This is a genomic window from Flavobacterium sp. GNP010 (genome assembly GCF_056428945.1).
The window spans coordinates 1-20,570 of sequence record NZ_JBWJVK010000035.1 but is presented as its reverse complement, the minus strand read 5'-3'; the positions used below and the strand labels follow the sequence as shown (position 1 = coordinate 20,570).

Sequence of the window (20,570 nt, the reverse complement as noted above, 5' to 3'; positions counted from 1 at the left end):
GTTCTATTTTAAGCTAATTTTCATAAGATCCAACCATTGTTTTCCGATACTTGAAACCGAAAAAGATTGCACACTTTGCAATGCATTTTGCTTGCAATATCGATATAAATTTTCATCTTCTACCAATAAATTCATTGCTTCAGCAAGTTTTTCAACATCTTGGTTTGCAACCAACAATCCATTTTCCTTATGCAGAATCATTTCGCGTGGTCCAGAGGAACAATCAAAAGCTACGACTGGCGTTTCGCAAGCCAAAGATTCTAGAATAACATTGGGCAAACCTTCATACAAACTACTTAAAACAAAAAATCGCGCCTTTTTTAAATATTTAAATGGATTGTCCTGGTAGCCCAAAAAATGTACTTTATCAACTATATTTCTTGTTTTAGCCACATTTAAGAGCATTTGCATTTGTTCTCCATCGCCCAGTAAAACCAAATGAATGCCGGTTTTTGGTAAAATAGATTTGGAATATGCTTCAATCAATTTATCAAATTGTTTGATGTTGGTTTCCATTTGGCCCATGCTAATAATACAATCAAATTCAAGCTCACTTTTCTCTTTACTTTTTAGGGTAATTTCATCAATATCAATTGGATTATAAATTCGGATAACATTTTTTAACTGGTGTTTATTCTGTATTAATGCTTTGGATTCATCCGAAATACTGACTATTTTATAACAATCTCCGTACATAAAGCGGCTAAGAAAAGTCCAATTTGGCAGGTAATGATCTATTAGAAAACTATGAACAGTAAAAATAGTTTTCGTTTTATAAAGCAACTTTGCAATGAGCACTTCTTGAATGGGTTTTACTCTAAATCGGAAATCGATAATGAAATCAAATTGGTTTTCGACTAGGTATTTTTTAAGAAAAGTGAACCGTTTCCATTTATTAAAAAAGTTGTTGGATGCATTTTTCAGCTTACCTAAATTAACTAATTTCCCGGAATAGGCATACGAAACGGAATCCAGAACGATAATATTATGAACCTCTAATCCTTGTTTTTCAAAAAAATGAGACAGTGTGGCCATAACCTTTTCGGCTCCGCCAGTACTTAATCGATAACCAATTAAAGCAATTTTAATTTTTTTGTTGGGCAATATCATTATCGATTTCTTATTTTCGTATCAAATATAACTCTTTTAAAAAAATATGCAAGTCAATCCATTGGTCACCATTATTTGCTTGTGTTACAATCAGCAGGATTATATCTTGGAGAGTTTGTTTTCAGTAATTAATCAAGATTATCCTTGTATAGAGCTTATTATTGTTGATGATTGTAGCACCGATAATTCAAAAGCTATCATCGAAAAATGGTGCCTTGATTTCCCGAAAATCCAATTTATTGCAAACGACTTTAATTTAGGAAGCACGAAATCGTTCAATAAAGCCTTGAAAAAAGCCCAAGGTGAATTCATCATTGACTTGGCGGCTGATGATGTTTTATTGCCACATTGTGTGAGCTCACAAATAAATGCTTATAAAAATACAGCTTATAAAAACCTTGGTGTTGTCTATGGCAATGCTGCATTAATCACTGAAAAAGGAGTTTTTGATTCTTATTATTTCCCTGTAAACCATCTTAAAAAAGTAGTAACTCCCAGACTCACGGGTGATATTTACGAATCCGTTCTTAGTGGTGGTGATTGTATGTGCTCGGTTTCATCGATGGTAAAAAAATCAGTGTTTGATTCTTTAAATGGTTATGACGAGTCGCTGGCTTATGAAGATTTAGATTTTTGGATTCGCGCATCTCGAATGTATGCTTTCGATTTTATTGATGCTATTTTAATTCAAAAAAGAACTGTCGAAAATTCATTAGGAACCCATTTTTTTAAGAAAAATGATGCTCGAGGCCGAAAAATAAACCACTCTACTTATTTAATTCTAAAAAAGGCAATTGCACTTAACAAAACAAAAAAAGAAAATGAAGCTGTTTTAAAACGAATTCATTTTGAACTGATTTTAGCCTATAAAACAGCCGATTACATGCTACTCTTGAAATATAGTTTACTTGCGATAAAGCTAAGACTATAATTACAGTTTTTTTAGATACTGATTTAACCGATTTTGTTTCCTAGTAATTTGATTCTATCAAAACGCGTTCATTCAATTAAATAGGACTGCTGAGCAAAGTTCGATTTGCATACAATTATTATACTTTCAATTTTAGACTTTTTTTGAGTTTTGTAGATGTAAAAAACTTCAATCAGGTAGCTATTGTTAATTGTGTGAAGATTTTAAATTACTAATCGAGGTCAAAATTTATTTTTAATTTTCAAATAGTAATTTCTCAATCCCACCCGCTTATTAATTCCTCGAAACGAATACACAAGCGAAAAAACAAGCAATATAGAAATGATGATCTGCGCAGTAAAGTTTGAAAAATAAAATAGACATAAACAACTTGCAGCTCCCACAAATAGTGAAAACACTATAATTTTAGCACACGCTACTTTGAAACTAAATCCATATTTTTTATTCACAACTCGATAGACATAAAAACCATACAAGCTAAAATTCAGAATACTGGCAAGTCCTATACCTAAAAGTCCAAAATAATTATACGATAAAATGGTTAAGCTTACATTTAAAAAATCACCTAGTAATTCTTGAATAAAATACTGTTTTTTATCGCCTTTGGCCAAAATTACAAACCCTAGTGGCCAAATTACCGCCTTTATAATCATTGCAAAAAGCCCCGCTTTAAGAATCATATTAACGGGTAAAAAATCTTTTGAATACAAAAATTCAATCCAGTAAGGAGCTGTAATATAAAGAAACAATATGGCAGGTGTAAGCAAAAGTAAAGCAATTTCAATTTGATGATTTACTAGATTTTTCATCTCAGAATGATTTTCGTTTATGCTAGTCAATCTGGGATAAAAATCGATCGCCATGGCATTAAATATCATTCCTACGTACGAAATTAAAATAACTGTACTAACTTCATAAAACCCGACAATCTCTAATGCTGCACCTTTATTATTTAAATAGAGCTTGATAAGAAACGTACATACATACCCAAAAATAACATTTATTGACAATAAAAAACCAAGTTTTAAAATCGGTATTGCTTTATTCCAAATTTCAGAAATAGGAAGTCTATTCACTTGCTGTTGAACATTTCTGGTGTAATAGATATTGACCATCAAATTGATTGCGCTGGCCAGCAAAATGACATATATAATCCCATCGAATCTTAAAAAATAATATAGGGCAACACTACAAATTGAAACTAAAATTGAGGAAACTATATTAGAAATAGCAATTGTTTTTAGCATGCGCATTCCTTGTAATATTGCAACGCGGCTAGCGGTATAACTGGTAAAAAAAAAGTTGATTGACAAAAAAACAAACCAATAATATTTGTTTGAAGAACCAAAAGTAAGTTGGCTCAGAAGAGGACTGAATATGATTGTTAATACTGTACCAAATATACCAATCCCCAATGCCATTTTTTGCACTAGATAAATAGTTTCAGATGTTTTTTGAGCGCTGTCTGGCTTTCCCGACGCATTTGCGATTTCTCTCACACTGGTAGTGCTAATACCAAAACTAGTAACTGCAGAAATAATATTAATTGTATTTGTAACCAATCCAACTATTCCTATACCGATTGGGCCTAAAAAAACAGCAATAAATTTATAGCTAACAACGCTCACAGCCATTTTGATGAATTGCATCGCACCAAAAACGCCAGTAGCTTCTAAAATTGATTGATATGAATTTGAATTACTATTTCGATCCATCTTATTCCAATTTACAACCAAAGGATTCGTATTGATTTCTGAATTCTCTTTTCCAAATGGACCATTTCTCGTTCGAAACTAATATGTTTTGATGACCAATAATAGCGTAAATCACGGTTTCATCAAAATCGTTTGGGTAATTATTCATAGCATCAAACTTATTTGTAAACCAAGCCTCATTCAACATCCAATTAAAAGCAAACATATCGATCAACACTCCGTTTTTATTTTGTGAAGTTGCCGAGGATGAAAAGCCAGTTTTCATAACTTCGTTGTTTGTGTGCGCAAAGAATATTTCTTTATTTCTGTTGTAAAACTTCACCGCATTATAGAGCTGGAGTCCTTCGTTTACATCATTATTATGATTGGACCACAATTGCAAAAAATAATTTTTATGAAATAGAATACCTGCAACTGCATATATGGAATAATAGGCTAGCAACCTATCAAGTGTATTAATTTTGAAAAATCTAAGCATTTTGCGAATACCGAATCTATCTAACTTATAAAAAATACAGTAGTATAAAAAGGGGTTTCTAATGAATAAATCTGGTTTGTAAACAGTAATCTTATTGGCAATTTTTATCGTTTTTTTCTGTATTAATTTTGGATTTCCTAGCCAAAAAAGTTTTACAAACTGAATACCATTTTTTTGTGTCGAAAATAATAATTCTTGCAAATCTACTTTTTCAGTAAACCACATATCATCTTCCAACAAAATAAAATAATCCGAAGATTTTTGCGCAATTTCTACCCATAAATCAATTGGAATTGCAATTATTTCAGGAGTTTTACCAACTGAAGTGCATTTCACTTTTTCGTCATAATAACCCGATTTATAGATCATTGTTTCAGGGAAACTGCGTTGTAATTTATCCAAGTACTTTTGTGGTGTTCCATCGTCTAAAATCTTAATATTAAACTCTAAACCACTACAGTTGCTATAAATACTTTGAATACACCTATCCAAATAATAAGGCCTATTAAATGATTTGATTAGGATGTCCATTCATTCAGTTTTTCAATGATTTTAGTCACCTCATCCATCGTTAAAACAGGACTTATGGGTAAACTCAATACTTCATCATGAATTTTTTGGGTAATCGGAAAAGACAAATGGTTCAAAAATGACAAAGCCTTTTGATTGTGAGGCGGAACTGGATAATGGATAACCGTTTGTATGCCGTTTTGATGCAAATAATCTTGTAAATCTATTCTGTTTTGAGTTCGAATAACAAACAAGTGAAAAACGTGATTGGATTGCTTCTTTTCATCAATTGACACCGTTGGTAAAATGATTTTTTCATTTTTAATTTCAATCAAATACCGTTTGGCAATTGCTTTTCGGTGTTCATTATCTGCATCTAAAAAAGGGAGTTTCACATTGAGAAAAGCCGCTTGAAGCTCATCTAATCGTGAATTAACCCCAATGTGATCGTTGTAATATTTGGTTTCGGAACCGTAATTCCGAAGTGATTGAATGGTTTTGGCTAAATCCGAATCATTTGTGGTAACTGCGCCAGCATCTCCTAAAGCACCAAGATTTTTCCCAGGATAAAAACTATACGCTACGCTTGATTTTTGATTCGAGATTTTTGATTCTAGATTTTTGATTGCTCCGTGAGCCTGAGCAGCATCTTCAATGACTAGCAAATTATTTACCTGAGCAATTTCATGTATCGCATCCATTTCTGCCAATTGTCCGTAGAGATGAACCACAAGAACGGCTTTGGTTTTTGAGTTGATTTTTTCTGTAATTAGATCGGGATTGATGTTGTAAGTTTCTAATTTTGGCTCGACCAAAACAGGAACTAAATCTGCTTGTAAAATAGCAAGTATACTAGCAATATAGGTATTTGCAGGAACAATGACCTCATCGCCTTTTTGAAGTTTCCCCAGTTGAATGTATCCTTTAAAAATCAATACCAACGCATCAAGACCATTTCCAGTTCCTATGCAGAATTGCTTGCCGCAATACTTCGCAAAGCTCGTTTCGAATTCCTTGACTTCATTCCCTAGAACATACCAACCGCTCGCTAAAACCCCTTTCAATTTTTCTTGAAAAGCAATTTCATACGGTTCGTTTATTTTTTTTAAATCCAGAAATGAAATCATATCAGCTTCATTTTATAAAAATCTTGACTAAACACAGAGCAGCCCAATTCTTCTTTTTGTTTCAAAAGTCCAGCATTGTATCCTTTTTCATCATCCTCATTCACAATTCCCATATCAAAAAAAAGTTTGCCTTCACTCTTGTATTTTTTTATCAAATTGATGAATAGAAAATCCAAGGCGCGCAACTCCTCACCTTTTTTTGTGGTGGCTCCATATTGCGATTTCACCACTTTTTCTGACTCGAAAATCGTAATGCCTGCAATGATTACGCCGTCATAATAAGCTGAAAACTGTCTAATATTATTCGGAAACTTCTCTTTGAGCACCGTAATTTCTTGCCTCGTATGTACGGGCTTTGCATTGTGTTTTTCTAATAGTCTTGGCTCTAAAACCATTTCCCAAAATAACTCCAATTGCTGTTCTTCGACTAGTTCGAGATCGAGTTCCTCAATTCTCCTGAAATGTTTTAATTTACTTTTTGAAATGGTTAATGGCATGGCTAAATTGATGGCCAAGTTCATTTCTTTGTGATCTAAAATCGCTCCTTTTTTCATTAGAAAAAAATCAATTTCGGCATTGCCTTTTGCCACATAAAATGAAGGAATTGGCTTGTAATAAAAGGTTTGCATCTCATTTTCTTTCAAAAAAGACAAAAGGGAATCCAAAATTACTGCTACTTTTTCTCCATTTAATTTAGCTGAATACACTAATCCCCCATAAGTAAGCCCTTGATGCGAAAAGACGGCATTTCCACCTCTGTTTGCAGGCAAAAGAGCGACTAGTTTATCGTCCTCAAAAACCATCAGCGAGAAATCCTCAAATCGATCTTTGTGGTATTCCATAAAATCACGATGAAACAAAAAGGCAGCATTTTTGGCTTGACCGATAAAGGTGTTCCAATTTGCGTAATCCTTCTCTTGGTACTGTTTTACGGAGTAGTTTTTCACTATTTAATTTTAGACTTCGTGAAAGTAGTCATTTTTTATTTATGTTCTAGAGTAGGTAAATACCATTTGAATTTTACTGCCATCAGACGAACGGAGATAATAACCAGCGAGGTTGTCAGGTATAATACATCATTTTCTAATTTAAATTCTCGAAGGATAAAGAAAACTATTCCGCCCAGAATACAAATTGTCGCATAAATTTCCCTCCTAAAAATAACAGGTATTTCTGTACATAAAATATCTCGAATAACGCCACCAAAGCAAGCAGTCATGGTTCCTAAAGCCACACATATAACTGGATGAAGACCAATATTTATTCCTTTTTCGAGTCCAATTAAAGTAAAAACACCTAACCCAATGGTATCAAATAAAAACAAGGACGTTCGCAACGTATCGAATTTTTTTCTAAAAATAATGGCCAATACAAATCCGATAATGATTACATAAACGTAAGTTAAATCTAGCATCCATCCCACTGGCGTTCTACCAATCAAAATATCTCGAAGTGTACCACCTCCCACCGCTGTAACAAAAGCGATGATAAACACTCCAAAAGGATCCAATTTTTTATTCATTGCCGTCAAAGCGCCAGACATAGCAAAAGCCATCGTGCCGATAATGTCTAAAAGTTGGAACATTTATTTTGGATTAAAATGGATAAAACGCCTGCTGTTTGCTTCTATTATAGAAAACAAAATTAAAAAAAATACTGGTGTAACCACTTCTATTTTCTACAATTAATCAACTTACGATTCACCTTGTAAATATTCGAATTCAAATAGAGCAAACTGAAATATCTCTGTGTATCTTTGTTTTCTAAAAATTAAATAGTTGTACCTCTTGAAACAAATCACTTCGATACAAAATCCCTACATCAAATCATTAGTGCAATTGCAGGAAAAAGCAAAAGTACGCAAACAAACTGGAACCTTTTTAATGGAAGGAAAGCGCGAAATTGCAATTGCTATTAAAGGTGGTTATGAAATGGAAACGCTCTTATTTTTACCGGAAATTTGCTCGGAAGCCGAAGCCCGACAATTATCTAGCCACGCTGATTTGATTGAAATTAATAAAGAAGTCTATCAAAAACTAGCTTACAGGGACACTACCGAAGGTGTTTTGGCTGTGGCCAAAACCAAATCGATGCAGTTATCCGATTTAAAATTATCACAAAATCCGTTGATTCTTATTGCTGAGGCCCCCGAAAAACCAGGGAATATTGGCGCATTACTGCGAACGGCCGACGCTGCTAATCTGGATGCCGTTCTTATAGCAAATCCAAAAAGTGATTTATACAACCCAAACATAGTGCGATCCAGCGTTGGTTGCTTGTTCACCAACCAAATTGCAACTGGAACTACCGCTGAAATTATAGCTTTTTTGAAAGAAAGAAATATCAATTTTTATTGTGCTACTTTACAAAACTCGACTTCGTACCACACGCAAGATTACACTACTCCAACGGCATTAGTTGTAGGAACAGAAGCCACTGGATTGACAGAGGAATGGCGTAACGCAGCCACCCAAAATATCATTATTCCGATGCAAGGCGAAATTGATTCGATGAATGTTTCGGTCGCAGCTGCCATCTTAATCTTTGAAGCTAAAAGACAAAGAGGGTTTTAGATTTTAGATTGCATATTAACGATTGGAAATTGCTAAAAAGAGAATGCCTAAAATAAAAAAACAAACTACTTTATATCCCACAAATGAATTTAGAAGAAAGAATTTTACAAGCTGAAACCAGAATTTTTAAAACCGTTTTTCCAAGCACGACAAACCACTACGATACTTTATTTGGAGGAACAGCCATGTTAATGATGGATGAAGTAGCGTTTATAGCAGCCACAAGATTTACTAGAAAAAGATGTGTAACGGTTTCGTCTGACAGAATTGATTTTAAAAAACCAATTCCAGCTGGAACAATTGTAGAACTAATAGGTAAAGTATCTAAAATTGGAAACACTAGTTTAGATGTGAAAGTAGAAATTTATATCGAGCAAATGTACAGCAATCATAGAGAAAAGGCCATATCTGGGAACTTTACTTTTGTTGCATTAGATGAAAATAAAAAACCAATTCGCATTCTAGACAATAATGAAACTGCTTAGAACCAGTATTATTTTCGAATCCTAAAATCTTCTTGTTTATTTGATTACTTATTGTTATTTTTAGGAAATGAACCATGCCGTTATGACAGAAATAGATCTAGAAAAAGAAAACAAAGCAATTGCACAAGAATACAAAGAACTGCTACGTATTAGTTACCAAACCTTGACCACTGAGGACAAGAAACTGATTCGGAAAGCATTTGATGTATCTGTAGAGGCACACAAAGACCAACGAAGAAAATCAGGTGAAGCATATATCTTTCATCCCATTGCTGTGGCAAAAATCGTTGCTTCAGAAATTGGTTTGGGCGCTACCTCTATTGCAGCTGCATTACTTCATGATGTGGTTGAAGATACCCCAACAACTATTCAAGATATTGAACGTCTGTTTAATCCAAAGGTTGCTCAACTCGTTGAAGGATTAACCAAAATATCGATGGTTCAAAAGGATTTAAACGCTTCATTACAAGCCGAAAATTTCAGAAAAATGATTCTGACTTTGAATGATGATGTTCGTGTAATTCTGATTAAACTAGCCGATCGTTTGCATAATATGCAAACCATGGAGTCGATGCAGGAAGACAAGCAAACTAAAATTGCCTCAGAAACCTTATACATCTACGCTCCTTTAGCACACCGATTGGGTTTGTACAACATAAAAACTAAACTTGAAGATTTAGGTTTAAAATACACAGAAAAAGCAGTTTACAATGACATTGTAAGTAAAATAAAAGAAACAAAAGAAGAGCAAGATGCTTATATCGAAGCCATTTCTACTGTTTTAAAAACTTCATTAGACCTGGAAGGTGTAGAATATATCATCAAAGGCCGTCCAAAATCTATTTATTCTATTCGCAGAAAAATGCTGGCGCAAAATGTAAGCTTTGATGAAGTCTATGATAAATTTGCCTTACGAATTGTTTACAAATCGAATACTCACGATGAAAAATTTCTAGCGTGGAAAATATATTCAATCGTTACAGATCATTACAGACCAAGCCCTAGTCGTTTGCGAGACTGGATTTCATCACCAAAATCAACTGGATATGAAGCCTTGCACATTACAGTTATGGGACCAAAAGGCCGTTGGGTAGAAGTACAAGTTCGAAGTGAGCGTATGGACGAAATTGCCGAAAAAGGGTATGCTGCGCACTATAAATATAAAAACGGCGCTACAGAAGAAAGCGGTTTAGATGTTTGGTTAAACTTACTCAAGGAAGCTTTAGAAAATTCTGAAACGAATGCTGTAGATTTTGTTGAAGATTTTAAAATGAATTTATATTCCAAAGAAATCTTTGTTTTTACCCCAAAAGGTGAAATAAAATCATTACCCAAAGGCGCTACATCACTTGATTTTGCTTTTAGTATTCACTCTGAAATAGGAATTAGAACCAGAGGAACACGCGTTAATGGAAAATTAGTTCCTTTGAATTTCGAATTAAAAAGTGGTGACCAAATTGACGTTATTACTTCACAACATCAAAAACCGACCATCAACTGGTTGGACTATGTAACTACTTCGCGAGCAAAAACGAAAATAAAAAATGTTTTAAACGAAAACACCAAGAAAATTGGCGAAGAAGGAAAAGAACTTCTTACTCGAAAATTAAAACATTTAAAAATAACCATGAGCGAACAAGTGGTTAATGAATTAGTTAATTTTTTCAAACTCAAAACAAGTTTAGATTTATTTTATCGCGTGGGAATAGGTGCCATTGAAAATCAACAACTCAAGGATTACGCAGCACAAAAAAGTAATAGTTTCATTAATTTTTTCAAAAATAAAATGAAACGTTCACCAAGTACAGCCGATGAGGATATTCATAAACCAACGATCAGTAGTAATTATGACATGCTCGTTTTTGGAAAAGAACACGATAAATTAGATTACAAGTTATCACCTTGCTGCAACCCCATACCTGGAGATGACGTATTTGGATTTGTAACTATCAACGAAGGAATAAAAGTGCACAAAAAAGATTGTCCGAACGCGCTGGGCATGCAGTCCAACTATGCGTACCGAATTATGACAGCCAAATGGATTGACTCCTCGCAAGAAGAATTCAAAGCCATTATTAACGTTACTGGAATGGATGTTTTAGGGCTTACCAACCAATTGACAAAAGTGATATCAAATAATATGCATGTTAATATTCAAAGTATTTCCTTGAGTACTGATGCAGGAATTTTTCATGGTCAAGTGGCTGTAATTGTGCAAAACAACACCATTTTGAAAAAAATGATCAATAATATCAAAAAAATTGACGGTATAGATAAAGTAACACGTGTTTATAAAACGTAGTAATAAATTCTATTTTTGTTTCAAATCAAAGTGTACTGCATATGAAACTTAAAAAACTTAAAACTAAACAAACTGGAATCTTTATACTTTAAACTAAAAAAATTACCTTTGCCTGCATATGACACTCATTTCCACAGATAACACCAAAAACCAAGAGATTGTAAAAAATGTTTTTACAATGTATCTCGAAAAAAAAGGACATCGCAAAACTCCAGAACGTTATGCAATCCTTCAGGAAATTTACGATAGCGAAGAACATTTTGATGTAGAGAATCTGTATATCAAGATGAAAAACAAAAACTATCGTGTGAGCAGAGCAACACTTTACAACACCATTGAGTTGCTATTAGACTGTGCTTTGGTACGCAAACACCAATTTGGCCAAAATCAAGCACATTACGAAAAATCATACTTTGACAAACAACACGATCATATTATCATGACCGATACTGGCGAAGTAATTGAATTTTGCGATCCTAGAATTCAAACTATCAAAAAAACAATTGAAGAAATTTTTGATATAGAAATTACCAACCACTCGTTGTATCTCTACGGAACTAAAAGACAAAATAAAAGCTTAGACGAAAAAGATCGTCCTTAAACATAAAAACTAACTACAAATAACATACAGAATGACGGTAGATTTATTACTAGGATTACAATGGGGAGATGAGGGAAAAGGAAAAATTGTTGATGTTCTTACTTCTAAATATGATATTATAGCCCGTTTTCAAGGAGGACCAAATGCAGGACACACCTTAGAATTTGACGGAATAAAACATGTTCTTAGAACGATACCATCCGGTATTTTTCACAAAACTGCTGTAAACATCATTGGAAACGGAGTAGTAATTGATCCTGTTGTATTTCAAAAAGAAATTGAAGGTCTGGAACGATTTAATTTAGACATCAAAAATAAATTAATCATATCTAGAAAAGCACACTTAATCTTGCCTACGCACCGCTTACTAGATGCAGCTTCTGAAGCGTCTAAAGGAAAAGCAAAAATTGGTTCTACCTTAAAAGGAATTGGTCCAACTTATATGGACAAAACTGGAAGAAATGGTCTTCGTGTAGGAGATATTGAATTAGAAGATTTTGCAGACCGTTACAGAGCTCTAGCTGACAAGCATGAAGCCATGATCAAGTTTTATGATGTAGCCATCCAATACAATCTTGAAGAACTTGAAAAAGAATTCTTTGAAGCTATTGAAGAACTTAAAAAATTAGATTTCATCGATAGCGAAGAATATTTACACCAGGCGCAAAAAGCAGGAAAAGCAATATTATGCGAAGGTGCTCAAGGTTCTTTATTAGATGTCGATTTTGGTACCTATCCTTTTGTAACTTCATCAAATACAACAGCTGCTGGCGCTTGTACTGGTTTAGGGATTGCTCCAAATAAAATCAAAGAAGTCTACGGAATTTTCAAAGCCTACGTAACACGAGTAGGTAGTGGTCCGTTTCCAACAGAACTTTTTGACGAAGATGGCGCTACGATGGCACGTGTAGGAAATGAATTTGGATCTGTTACAGGAAGACAAAGACGTTGTGGTTGGTTAGACTTAGTAGCGCTTAAATATGCGGTCCAAGTAAATGGCGTGACGCAGTTAATGATGATGAAAGGCGATGTACTGTCAGGATTTGAAACCTTAAAAGTGTGCACCGAATACAATTATAAAGGCGAAAAAATTGCTCATTTCCCATACAACATAGAGCCAGAAAATGTAACTCCTGTTTACCAAGACTTCAAAGGATGGAAACAAGATTTAACAGGTATGACAACTTATGATGAATTGCCAATTGAATTGAAAGAATATATTGAATTTATCGAAAGAGAAGTTGAAGTTCCAATCAAAATAGTCTCAGTTGGTCCCGACAGAAAACAAACCATCTTAAAATAATACAACCAAACGCCCTGGATTCCAGGGCGTTTTTTTGGTTTAAATCTATATTGAACCTTATGACTGATCCAAAAATCATAATCAAGAACACCGAAGTACTCTCTGACAACCATTATGTTTTAAACAAAGTTACTTTTGACTATCAAAAAAAAGACGACTCTTGGATTACCCAAAGAAGAGAAGTATACGACCGAGGCAATGGTGCAGCAATTTTATTGTATAATAAACAACAAAAAACCGTCATTTTGACCCGACAATTTCGTTTACCTACATTTGTAAATGGGAATTCAACTGGTATGATGCTGGAAGTTTGTGCCGGACTTTTAGACCAAGACAATCCAGAGCAATGCATCATTCGGGAAACCGAAGAAGAAACTGGCTACCGCATTACAAACGTTACTAAAGTAATGGAAACCTATATGTCACCTGGCGCAGTAACCGAAATTTTATATTTATTTGTAGGCGAGTACGATGAATCGATGCGAGTGAGTGAAGGAGGTGGCGTAGCACACGAGGAAGAAAACATTGAGGTAATAGAAATGCCATTTGATGAAGCCTATGCTATGATTGAATCTGGCCAAATGCAGGATGCTAAGACTATTATTCTATTACAATATGCCAAAATTAACAGTTTCCTGCAATGAATAATGCGACTAAAGGGATTCTATTTGCTTTATTAGCCACCTTGCTTTGGTCTGGAAATATGGTCGTTGCAAGCGGAATAAAAGGCCACATTCCTCCTGTTGGTTTGGCTTTTTGGCGCTGGACCGTTGCTTGCATTGTGTTGGCACCATTTGCTTTAAAAAGTACTATCAATGATTTCAAAATTATACGGTATCATTTTGCATACCTTGCACTTACAGCTGTACTGGGCATTACCGTGTTTAATACACTCATTTATTTTGCAGGTAAAACAACAAGTGCGGTCAACTTATCATTGATTGCGATTTCCATTCCTTTATTCATTGTAGTTTTGTCTCGAATTATTTTTAAAGAAAAAATTTCGAACATTAAAATTACAGGAATTGCAATAATCATTACGGGAGTTTTGGTACTCATTTCGAAAGGATCGTTTCAAGCTCTGTTACAAATCAATTTTGCGATTGGCGATGTTTTGATGCTTTTGGCTTGTTTATTTTTTGCATATTATACCATTTTAGTCCGTAAAAAGCCAGATGAATTGTCCCCAAAAGTCTTTCTTTTCAGTGTTTTTGTAATTGGAACCATATTATTGTTTCCGTTTTATTTTATTGAAAATCTGTACTTTAAAAAAGTATATTTTGACATCAAAACAATCTTAGTTGTAAGTTATGTTGGAATTTACGCCTCCTTAATTTCGTTCTATTTCTGGAACGAAGCAATTCGATTTATCGGCACTTCAAAAACGGCCATGATTTATTATCTGATTCCTGTTTTTAGTGGAGTTTTAGCATATATTTTTCTAAATCAAGCCATTGTAATAACTCAAGTTATCAGTATGGGAATTATTATTGTGGGTTTATTGATTACCAATAAAAAATAGTGGCAGAATCAAAAAAAAACTTTTAGACAAAAATAAATTGCTGTAAAGCAGTTCTATTTCTTTTTTAAATTCGGCAAAAAGAAAGCAATGATCCCAATCAAAGGTAAAAAGGCACAAAGATTATATACATAAGTAATACTGGTATGATCCGCAAGATTTCCTAATAAAGCCGAACCTAAACCACCCATTCCAAAAGCAAAACCGTAAAAAAGACCAGAAACCATTCCGAGTTTTTTAGGCAATAATTCTTGTGCATAAACTAAAATTGCTGGAAATGCAGATGAAATAATTATTCCTATCACCACTGATAACACTCCTGTCCAAAACAAATCCATATACGGCAATAATAATGTAAACGGTGCAGCTCCTAAAACAGAAAACCAAATCACATATTTTCTCCCAAACTTGTCGCCAAGCGGCCCACCAATTAAAGTTCCGATAGCACAAGAAACTAAAAACAAAACCAAATGAAATTGGGCATCTTGCACCGATAATCCAAATTTTTCAATCAAATAAAAGGTGAAGTAACTCGACATACTCGCCATATAAAAGAACTTCGAAAATATCAAAATCATTAAAATCACCACCGATATTACAATCGTTTTTTGAGACAGATTGGGCAAATCAATCACCGCTTTTTTAATAATTCTTAAATTCAAATGGCTTTGATACCAAAGTGCAATTCGGCTTAAAACTAGCAATCCGATTAACGCAACAATGGCAAACCAAATGATATAAAATTGTGTGTTTGGCACTACTATAAGCGCCACTAACAAGGGACCAATTGCTGTCCCGGCATTCCCTCCCAATTGAAAGATAGACTGCGCTAAACCCCGTTTTCCGCCTGAGGCCAAAAAAGAAATTCGCGACGCTTCTGGATGAAAAATAGAGGAACCAATACCAACCAAAATTACTGCTGCGATTATCATTCCAAAACTAGAAGCATAGGATAAACTAACAATTCCAGCTAAAGTAAACAACATTCCGAAAATTTGAGAAAAAGGTTTGGGCCTTTTATCAGTGTACAATCCCACTAGCGGTTGCAAGATCGAAGCTGCCAGCTGATACGCTAGGGTGATTAAACCTATTTGGGTAAAATTTAAATTAAAATTTTGCTTTAAAATGGGATAGGAAGCAGGAATAACTGCTTGCAGCAAATCGTTTAATAAATGAGCAAAAGCAATCGAAAATAATATCGAATAAATGGTTTGTTGCGCAATAGGACTAGTATGTGTGTTTGAGGACGTCCCTAAAGTTGAATTCATATATAATAAAATAGGTCAATGATTAACGAACAAAACTCGCATTAAAACATTCAAATAAACTGAACCAAAAAATACCAAAAAAATAGCGTAACAAACGATAATGGGATTCCAAAACCAATCATCATGCTACTCAATCGCGGTTTTAATCCGTGTGTGGAAGCCAAAATACAAGCGGTAATCATGGGCGCCATTGCCGATTCTAGTACTGCAACTTGGATCACTTTTGAATGCTGCTGCAAAATTACAACATACAACACGTAAATCAGTGCGGGCGTCAGTATTAGTTTATATAAAAGACCTAATCCCAAAAAGTGCCAATGCTGACTTTTTCGATCGAAACGCAACTGTAAACCTACGGATAGCAAAGCTAAAGGCGTTACAAAACTACCTGTTGTTTTGAAGACCACCTGTAGAAAATCCAGAAATTCAAAATTCAGAATATTCATCACGCAAGCAATTAAAAAAGTGATAAACGGTGGAAAAAGAAAAATCTTTTTGGCAATTTGAAAACCATTGGGGTTCCCGCTAGAATAAATGGTCGCCACCAAAATTCCTAAAGTAGACAGCACCACAAAAGAGCCCGGTTGGTCTACCAAAATGGCTGTTTTCAAACCTTCTTCGCCATACAGCACTTCAATAATTGGAAAACCCAAAAAAGAAGTATTTCCTAAACCAGCGGTTAGAATTAAGCAACCAATCAATTTTTTAGACCATCCCAACCGCTTTCCTAAAATACTAAAAAACAAATACGACACTATAAAGCCAATCCAAGCTACACCAATAGGATAGAGTAATTCCGGACTCCAATTGATTTTAGGAATGTAATACAAAGCCAAGGCAGGAAGGCAGACGTAAATAACAATCTTATTTAATACAGTATAGGCGTGAGTGGGGAACCATTTTACATGTTGCAATACAATGCCTAGCAATAAAAAAACAAAAATTAGGATAAAGTTGGTCATAATAGATCAAAGATATTGACTAATGGTAAATAAAATGAATTCAAAAAAATAAAATTTGTAAAAATAGACGACAAAAGAGGAACCATCAAAATGAAATGACATTTTAAGAGAATGACGGTCTATTCAAAATAGTTTTTATTATTTTTACTATTCTAAAAAATAGTTTTGCCAAATAAAAAACCTAATCCTAGCGCCTTACAAGAAAAACCCGGTATTGCTGCTCCTGAAATTATCAGTGCTTCGGCCATTGGTACCATTCAACGTTTTAGAAAAATACAACCTTCGGCAAAAGATCTTGTTGCTGGCATTTTAGACGAAAACATTACAGCCTTGAGTCGCGCCATAACTTTAGTGGAAAGTACCAATAGCGGTCATTTGGCGAAAGCCAATGAAGTTATCAATGCGTGTTTGCCACACGCCAATCAATCGGTGCGTATAGGAATTACAGGCGTTCCAGGCGTGGGTAAAAGTACTTTTATTGAAGCTTTTGGAACCTATTTAACTAGTCTAGGCAAAAAAGTGGCGGTACTCGCTGTAGATCCCAGCAGTACGATCAGTCACGGCAGTATTCTTGGGGATAAAACCAGAATGGAAGAACTCGTAAAGGATAAAAATGCGTTTATCCGTCCTTCGGCTTCGGGAGAAACATTAGGAGGTGTGGCTCGAAAAACTCGAGAAACCATAACGCTTTGTGAAGCAGCTGGCTTTGACACTATTATCATTGAAACTGTAGGTGTAGGCCAAAGTGAAACCGCCGTTCACAGCATGGTTGATTTTTTCCTTTTATTAAAAATATCTGGTGCTGGTGATGAATTGCAAGGAATAAAGCGCGGAATCATGGAAATGGCAGATGCTATTGTCATTAATAAAGCGGATGGTGACAATATTAAAAAAGCGAATCTAGCCAAACTGGAATTTAATAGAGCGTTACATCTGTTCCCTGCCAAAAAATCAGGCTGGACACCCACTACTGCTGCTTGCAGTGCAATTACTAATGAAGGTATTAGTGCCGTGTGGGAAACTATTCAAAAATTCTTGGAACTGACAAAAGGCAACAATTATTTCTTTGAAAAACGCAAAGAACAAAACCAATATTGGATGTTAGAAACGATCAACGAGCAATTAAAAAACAATTTCTACCAACATCCAGAAATTCAAAAGCTGCTTGAAACCAATAAAAAAGCGGTACAAAATGATGAAATTTCACCCTTTGCAGCCGCTCAAATATTATTAGAAAAGTATTTTAAATTTTAACCGTTAAGTCTTTTATTAACGAATGTTACTCACCGAGTTTTTAGCGGTATCGTGTTTGGTTTTTAAAACATTACTTATTATTTCAAAACCAATGCGAACTTGCGTTTTTAAGGTATCCTTTAAGCCAGAAGAAGCTTTTTCAACTATAACAAATGTCAATTCAAATTCCCCATTAGTCAACTCTAGCATCACACCGTCCCCTTTATCATTGATTTCCCAAGCTTTTTTTCCGGTTTTTGCATAAGAAGCTGCAGCAGCACCTCCACCTGCGCCACCTGATAAATTACCAACGCTAGAAACTGCTGCGGAAATAATAGCGCCACCGGGTAAAGATCCGCCCAATAACGAAGCGCCTTGCGCTAAGGCTCCGCCGGCGGCTTGTAACCCTTGATTTACTTTTTCTCCAAAAGCGAGACTCTCATCCTTAGACAATTCAACAATACTATTATTGGCGGTATTAATCCTGTAGCCTGTATTAGAAGCAAATAAAACAACACAACCTCCTTCAACTACTGCAACAGTTATTTTACCAGCGCTTACTTTTTCGCCAAATGTTGCCCCTTGAGTCTGTTTTGGAACGGTAACATTCATCGAAATTCTATTTGGCATTCCACCGTTTATATTATTTATATTGCTTTTCCCATTCACTATTGTTCCTAGTATTTCTTTTTCTTTAACAGCTTTATCTATCCCTTTTTGTTGAGCAAAACTATTTTGCACCAATAAAAGTAGAACGAAAAAGATTTTTGAACTTGTTTTTATATTTTTCATGACCGTTTAGATTTAATGGTTTATAGTAGTACAGAATTAAAGGTTTGTTTTTTCTATCTCAATTCCTTATTATTTTTATTCATCTCTAATCTATTATAATTCAGAGTATTAAAATTACAACTATTTTATTTAAATGTAAAATTTATTTTAAATCATCTAAAAAAGTGAAATAAAAAGCGGTTGCAAAATGATGAAATTTCACCATTTGCAACCGCTCAAAAATAATTAGAAACCTATTTTAAAAAAGAATAATCTATTCTGTTCTTCTTTTTCCTTCTAAATAACTTTGGCATCCATACTTTAACATTAAAATACCAAGAGCAATCTTACCAAATTTACCAATAATATATCCTACAATATGTCCAGAATTATAGGCTTCACTTGCGTTTATATTTGATCTAATTTCAAACGGAAAAAAGTTAAAAACACCTTTAATTATAAGTATTGTACCAAAAATAAACATAGAATAGATAAAAATATTTTTCATTTGAATATAAATTAGGTAATACAAAAATTTAACTACTCCTCGTAAAGTTTAATTTCTCGATCATAAAACTCATTGGCAAGAACTATTAATCCCTCCATTTCTGCGTTTAATTCTGCCTCGTCAAGATCCTCTGCTTCTTCCATAAACTCTACTTCATCGTCTTTCAAATTGATGATAAATCTTGGGTAATCAAGGTGTATGATGAATATATCTTCGGGGAAATCTGTATTGTCTCCTAGTAAAAATTTTGGTAATTCCATTTTAGTATTGTTTAGTTGATTTGATATTGAGTTATTTAAATTTTGAAAGAACTATTTATCCGAAAGAATTATAGGTGTGTTTCGGCTGCCATTCATAAAGATAATCTTGGTATTAGTTGATGCTGCTAGTTCTTTCTGCGCTTTTATTTGCTCGTATTGCAATTGCTTATCTGATAATCCTGTTGAAATAATACGCTGGTAATCAGCAATACCTTGCGCTTCTACTCGCTTACGCTCTGCTTCTTGTTTTTCTTTCTGCAGCACAAATGTCATTTTTTGGGCATCTTGCTCGGCATTAATTTTACTTTCGATAGAAGCTTTTACCGATGCTGGAAGGTTTATATTGCGAATCAATAATTGCTCTAAAACCAAACCTCTTGATTTAAAATCGGCTTCAATTGTTTTAAATATACGCTGCTGAAATTCATTCCTTTTAGTAGAATACAAAGCTACGGCATCATAATAAACAGCATTGTCGCGAATACGAGTTCGAGTAACGGGACGAACAATTTTATCACTGTAGTTTACGCCAATTTCTTTTAGAATTTTTGGAGCGGCTTCTGGCGATACTCTAAATAAAACGGTAAGGTCGATAACGACTTCAAGTCCATCATTTGACAATACGCGAATGGCATCATCACCCGCTTGAGCGCCTTCACTATGAATTGCAGACATGGTGTAATTTTGGGTTTGAATATCAAATTCTGTCACATCCATAAGCGGATTTATCAAACTGAGTCCGCTTTGTAAAATATCTGTCTGAACGCTACCATAAAGGGACTTTACTCCTACTTTCCCAGCGTCAATTTGTTTGAACATAGACGAAAAAATCCCTAAAATGATCAGAAGTACTCCAATGATTTTAAGACTTCCAGAGAATTTAGAGAAAGAATTTAGGTTGTTTTTTAATGTAA

The 20,570-nt window shown here is 34.4% G+C and carries 21 protein-coding genes; 9 read left to right on the top strand and 12 right to left on the bottom strand.

Annotated features, from left to right (window positions below):
* Positions 1 to 3: 3 nt before the first annotated feature.
* Positions 4 to 1,110, bottom strand: a complete 1,107-nt coding sequence (locus AC061C_RS13165) for a glycosyltransferase (protein ID WP_478291552.1) — start codon at positions 1,108 to 1,110, stop codon at positions 4 to 6.
* Between the two features lie 46 nt (positions 1,111 to 1,156).
* Here AC061C_RS13165 and AC061C_RS13160 point away from each other — a divergent pair, with 46 nt between their 5' ends.
* Positions 1,157 to 2,041 (top strand): glycosyltransferase family 2 protein, encoded by an 885-nt coding sequence (locus AC061C_RS13160; protein ID WP_478291551.1) that lies wholly within the window; start codon positions 1,157 to 1,159, stop codon positions 2,039 to 2,041.
* 221 nt (positions 2,042 to 2,262) lie between these two features.
* Here the strand turns inward: AC061C_RS13160 and AC061C_RS13155 are convergent, their stop codons facing one another.
* Genes AC061C_RS13155 through AC061C_RS13135 form a run of 5 tightly spaced genes read right to left on the bottom strand, consistent with a single transcriptional unit; the run spans position 2,263 to position 7,456 of the window.
* Positions 2,263 to 3,756, bottom strand: coding sequence for an oligosaccharide flippase family protein (locus AC061C_RS13155; protein ID WP_478291550.1), 1,494 nt, complete (start codon positions 3,754 to 3,756; stop codon positions 2,263 to 2,265).
* Between the two features lies 1 nt (position 3,757).
* Positions 3,758 to 4,765, bottom strand: a complete 1,008-nt coding sequence (locus AC061C_RS13150; protein ID WP_478291549.1) for a hypothetical protein — start codon at positions 4,763 to 4,765, stop codon at positions 3,758 to 3,760.
* Positions 4,753 to 5,871 (bottom strand): DegT/DnrJ/EryC1/StrS family aminotransferase, encoded by a 1,119-nt coding sequence (locus AC061C_RS13145; protein ID WP_478291548.1) that lies wholly within the window; start codon positions 5,869 to 5,871, stop codon positions 4,753 to 4,755. The genes AC061C_RS13150 and AC061C_RS13145 overlap by 13 nt, the downstream gene beginning before the upstream one ends.
* On the bottom strand, positions 5,868 to 6,818 hold the full coding sequence (locus AC061C_RS13140) for a GNAT family N-acetyltransferase (RefSeq protein WP_478291547.1): 951 nt from the start codon (positions 6,816 to 6,818) through the stop codon (positions 5,868 to 5,870). The genes AC061C_RS13145 and AC061C_RS13140 overlap by 4 nt, the downstream gene beginning before the upstream one ends.
* 35 nt (positions 6,819 to 6,853) lie before the next feature.
* Complete coding sequence (locus AC061C_RS13135) at positions 6,854 to 7,456, bottom strand: trimeric intracellular cation channel family protein (protein WP_478291546.1); 603 nt, start codon at positions 7,454 to 7,456, stop codon at positions 6,854 to 6,856.
* A 202-nt stretch (positions 7,457 to 7,658) separates the two neighbouring features.
* Here AC061C_RS13135 and AC061C_RS13130 point away from each other — a divergent pair, with 202 nt between their 5' ends.
* The 7 genes from AC061C_RS13130 to AC061C_RS13100 all read left to right on the top strand — a co-directional run bounded on the left by AC061C_RS13130 (position 7,659) and on the right by AC061C_RS13100 (position 14,657).
* The gene (locus AC061C_RS13130; RefSeq protein ID WP_478291545.1) at positions 7,659 to 8,444 is read left to right on the top strand and encodes a TrmH family RNA methyltransferase; all 786 of its coding nucleotides are present in this window, start codon (positions 7,659 to 7,661) and stop codon (positions 8,442 to 8,444) included.
* An 83-nt stretch (positions 8,445 to 8,527) separates the two neighbouring features.
* A complete protein-coding gene (locus AC061C_RS13125) occupies positions 8,528 to 8,929 on the top strand; it encodes an acyl-CoA thioesterase (RefSeq protein ID WP_309758003.1) in 402 nt (133 codons plus the stop codon).
* Positions 8,930 to 9,011: 82 nt separating this feature from the next.
* The gene (locus AC061C_RS13120; RefSeq protein WP_478291544.1) at positions 9,012 to 11,231 is read left to right on the top strand and encodes a RelA/SpoT family protein; all 2,220 of its coding nucleotides are present in this window, start codon (positions 9,012 to 9,014) and stop codon (positions 11,229 to 11,231) included.
* A 118-nt stretch (positions 11,232 to 11,349) separates the two neighbouring features.
* Positions 11,350 to 11,832 carry a Fur family transcriptional regulator gene (locus tag AC061C_RS13115; protein WP_417946175.1) on the top strand — a complete coding sequence of 161 codons (483 nt, stop codon included), beginning with the start codon at positions 11,350 to 11,352 and terminating at the stop codon, positions 11,830 to 11,832.
* A 31-nt stretch (positions 11,833 to 11,863) separates the two neighbouring features.
* A complete protein-coding gene (locus AC061C_RS13110) occupies positions 11,864 to 13,135 on the top strand; it encodes an adenylosuccinate synthase (RefSeq protein ID WP_478291543.1) in 1,272 nt (423 codons plus the stop codon).
* Positions 13,136 to 13,194: 59 nt separating this feature from the next.
* Positions 13,195 to 13,779 carry a GDP-mannose pyrophosphatase NudK gene (gene nudK, locus AC061C_RS13105; protein WP_478291542.1) on the top strand — a complete coding sequence of 195 codons (585 nt, stop codon included), beginning with the start codon at positions 13,195 to 13,197 and terminating at the stop codon, positions 13,777 to 13,779.
* On the top strand, positions 13,776 to 14,657 hold the full coding sequence (locus AC061C_RS13100; RefSeq protein WP_478291541.1) for a DMT family transporter: 882 nt from the start codon (positions 13,776 to 13,778) through the stop codon (positions 14,655 to 14,657). Before nudK ends, AC061C_RS13100 begins: the two co-directional genes overlap by 4 nt.
* A 53-nt stretch (positions 14,658 to 14,710) precedes the next feature.
* Here the strand turns inward: AC061C_RS13100 and AC061C_RS13095 are convergent, their stop codons facing one another.
* Both AC061C_RS13095 and AC061C_RS13090 read right to left on the bottom strand, forming a co-directional pair.
* Complete coding sequence (locus tag AC061C_RS13095; protein WP_478291540.1) at positions 14,711 to 15,922, bottom strand: MFS transporter; 1,212 nt, start codon at positions 15,920 to 15,922, stop codon at positions 14,711 to 14,713.
* Between the two features lie 50 nt (positions 15,923 to 15,972).
* Complete coding sequence (locus AC061C_RS13090; RefSeq protein WP_478291539.1) at positions 15,973 to 16,884, bottom strand: AEC family transporter; 912 nt, start codon at positions 16,882 to 16,884, stop codon at positions 15,973 to 15,975.
* 165 nt (positions 16,885 to 17,049) lie between these two features.
* On the opposite strand from AC061C_RS13090, the gene meaB reads away from it, so the two are divergent.
* Entirely contained in the window at positions 17,050 to 18,138 is a 1,089-nt protein-coding gene (gene meaB, locus AC061C_RS13085; protein ID WP_478291538.1) for a methylmalonyl Co-A mutase-associated GTPase MeaB, read from the top strand.
* Between the two features lie 15 nt (positions 18,139 to 18,153).
* Here meaB and AC061C_RS13080 read toward each other — a convergent pair whose 3' ends face one another.
* The 4 genes from AC061C_RS13080 to AC061C_RS13065 all read right to left on the bottom strand — a co-directional run.
* Entirely contained in the window at positions 18,154 to 18,909 is a 756-nt protein-coding gene (locus tag AC061C_RS13080) for a hypothetical protein (RefSeq protein WP_478291537.1), read from the bottom strand.
* 253 nt (positions 18,910 to 19,162) lie between these two features.
* On the bottom strand, positions 19,163 to 19,396 hold the full coding sequence (locus AC061C_RS13075; protein ID WP_478291536.1) for a hypothetical protein: 234 nt from the start codon (positions 19,394 to 19,396) through the stop codon (positions 19,163 to 19,165).
* A 32-nt stretch (positions 19,397 to 19,428) separates the two neighbouring features.
* Positions 19,429 to 19,656 (bottom strand): DUF8828 family protein, encoded by a 228-nt coding sequence (locus AC061C_RS13070; protein WP_091204000.1) that lies wholly within the window; start codon positions 19,654 to 19,656, stop codon positions 19,429 to 19,431.
* Positions 19,657 to 19,707: 51 nt separating this feature from the next.
* On the bottom strand, positions 19,708 to 20,570 hold an 863-nt coding region (locus AC061C_RS13065), incomplete at its 5' end, for a prohibitin family protein (protein ID WP_478291535.1).

Bases quoted from the DNA above. Each gene is read 5' to 3' on its own strand.
- AC061C_RS13165 (WP_478291552.1), bottom strand. From the start codon at position 1,110: ATGATATTGCCCAACAAAAAAATTAAAATTGCTTTAATTGGTTATCGA.
- AC061C_RS13160 (WP_478291551.1), top strand. From the start codon at position 1,157: ATGCAAGTCAATCCATTGGTCACCATTATTTGCTTGTGTTACAATCAG.
- AC061C_RS13155 (WP_478291550.1), bottom strand. From the start codon at position 3,756: ATGGATCGAAATAGTAATTCAAATTCATATCAATCAATTTTAGAAGCT.
- AC061C_RS13150 (WP_478291549.1), bottom strand. From the start codon at position 4,765: ATGGACATCCTAATCAAATCATTTAATAGGCCTTATTATTTGGATAGG.
- AC061C_RS13145 (WP_478291548.1), bottom strand. From the start codon at position 5,871: ATGATTTCATTTCTGGATTTAAAAAAAATAAACGAACCGTATGAAATT.
- AC061C_RS13135 (WP_478291546.1), bottom strand. From the start codon at position 7,456: ATGTTCCAACTTTTAGACATTATCGGCACGATGGCTTTTGCTATGTCT.
- AC061C_RS13125 (WP_309758003.1), top strand. From the start codon at position 8,528: ATGAATTTAGAAGAAAGAATTTTACAAGCTGAAACCAGAATTTTTAAA.
- AC061C_RS13120 (WP_478291544.1), top strand. From the start codon at position 9,012: ATGACAGAAATAGATCTAGAAAAAGAAAACAAAGCAATTGCACAAGAA.
- AC061C_RS13115 (WP_417946175.1), top strand. From the start codon at position 11,350: ATGACACTCATTTCCACAGATAACACCAAAAACCAAGAGATTGTAAAA.
- AC061C_RS13110 (WP_478291543.1), top strand. From the start codon at position 11,864: ATGACGGTAGATTTATTACTAGGATTACAATGGGGAGATGAGGGAAAA.
- nudK (WP_478291542.1), top strand. From the start codon at position 13,195: ATGACTGATCCAAAAATCATAATCAAGAACACCGAAGTACTCTCTGAC.
- AC061C_RS13100 (WP_478291541.1), top strand. From the start codon at position 13,776: ATGAATAATGCGACTAAAGGGATTCTATTTGCTTTATTAGCCACCTTG.
- AC061C_RS13095 (WP_478291540.1), bottom strand. From the start codon at position 15,922: ATGAATTCAACTTTAGGGACGTCCTCAAACACACATACTAGTCCTATT.
- AC061C_RS13090 (WP_478291539.1), bottom strand. From the start codon at position 16,884: ATGACCAACTTTATCCTAATTTTTGTTTTTTTATTGCTAGGCATTGTA.
- AC061C_RS13080 (WP_478291537.1), bottom strand. From the start codon at position 18,909: ATGAAAAATATAAAAACAAGTTCAAAAATCTTTTTCGTTCTACTTTTA.
- AC061C_RS13075 (WP_478291536.1), bottom strand. From the start codon at position 19,396: ATGAAAAATATTTTTATCTATTCTATGTTTATTTTTGGTACAATACTT.
- AC061C_RS13070 (WP_091204000.1), bottom strand. From the start codon at position 19,656: ATGGAATTACCAAAATTTTTACTAGGAGACAATACAGATTTCCCCGAA.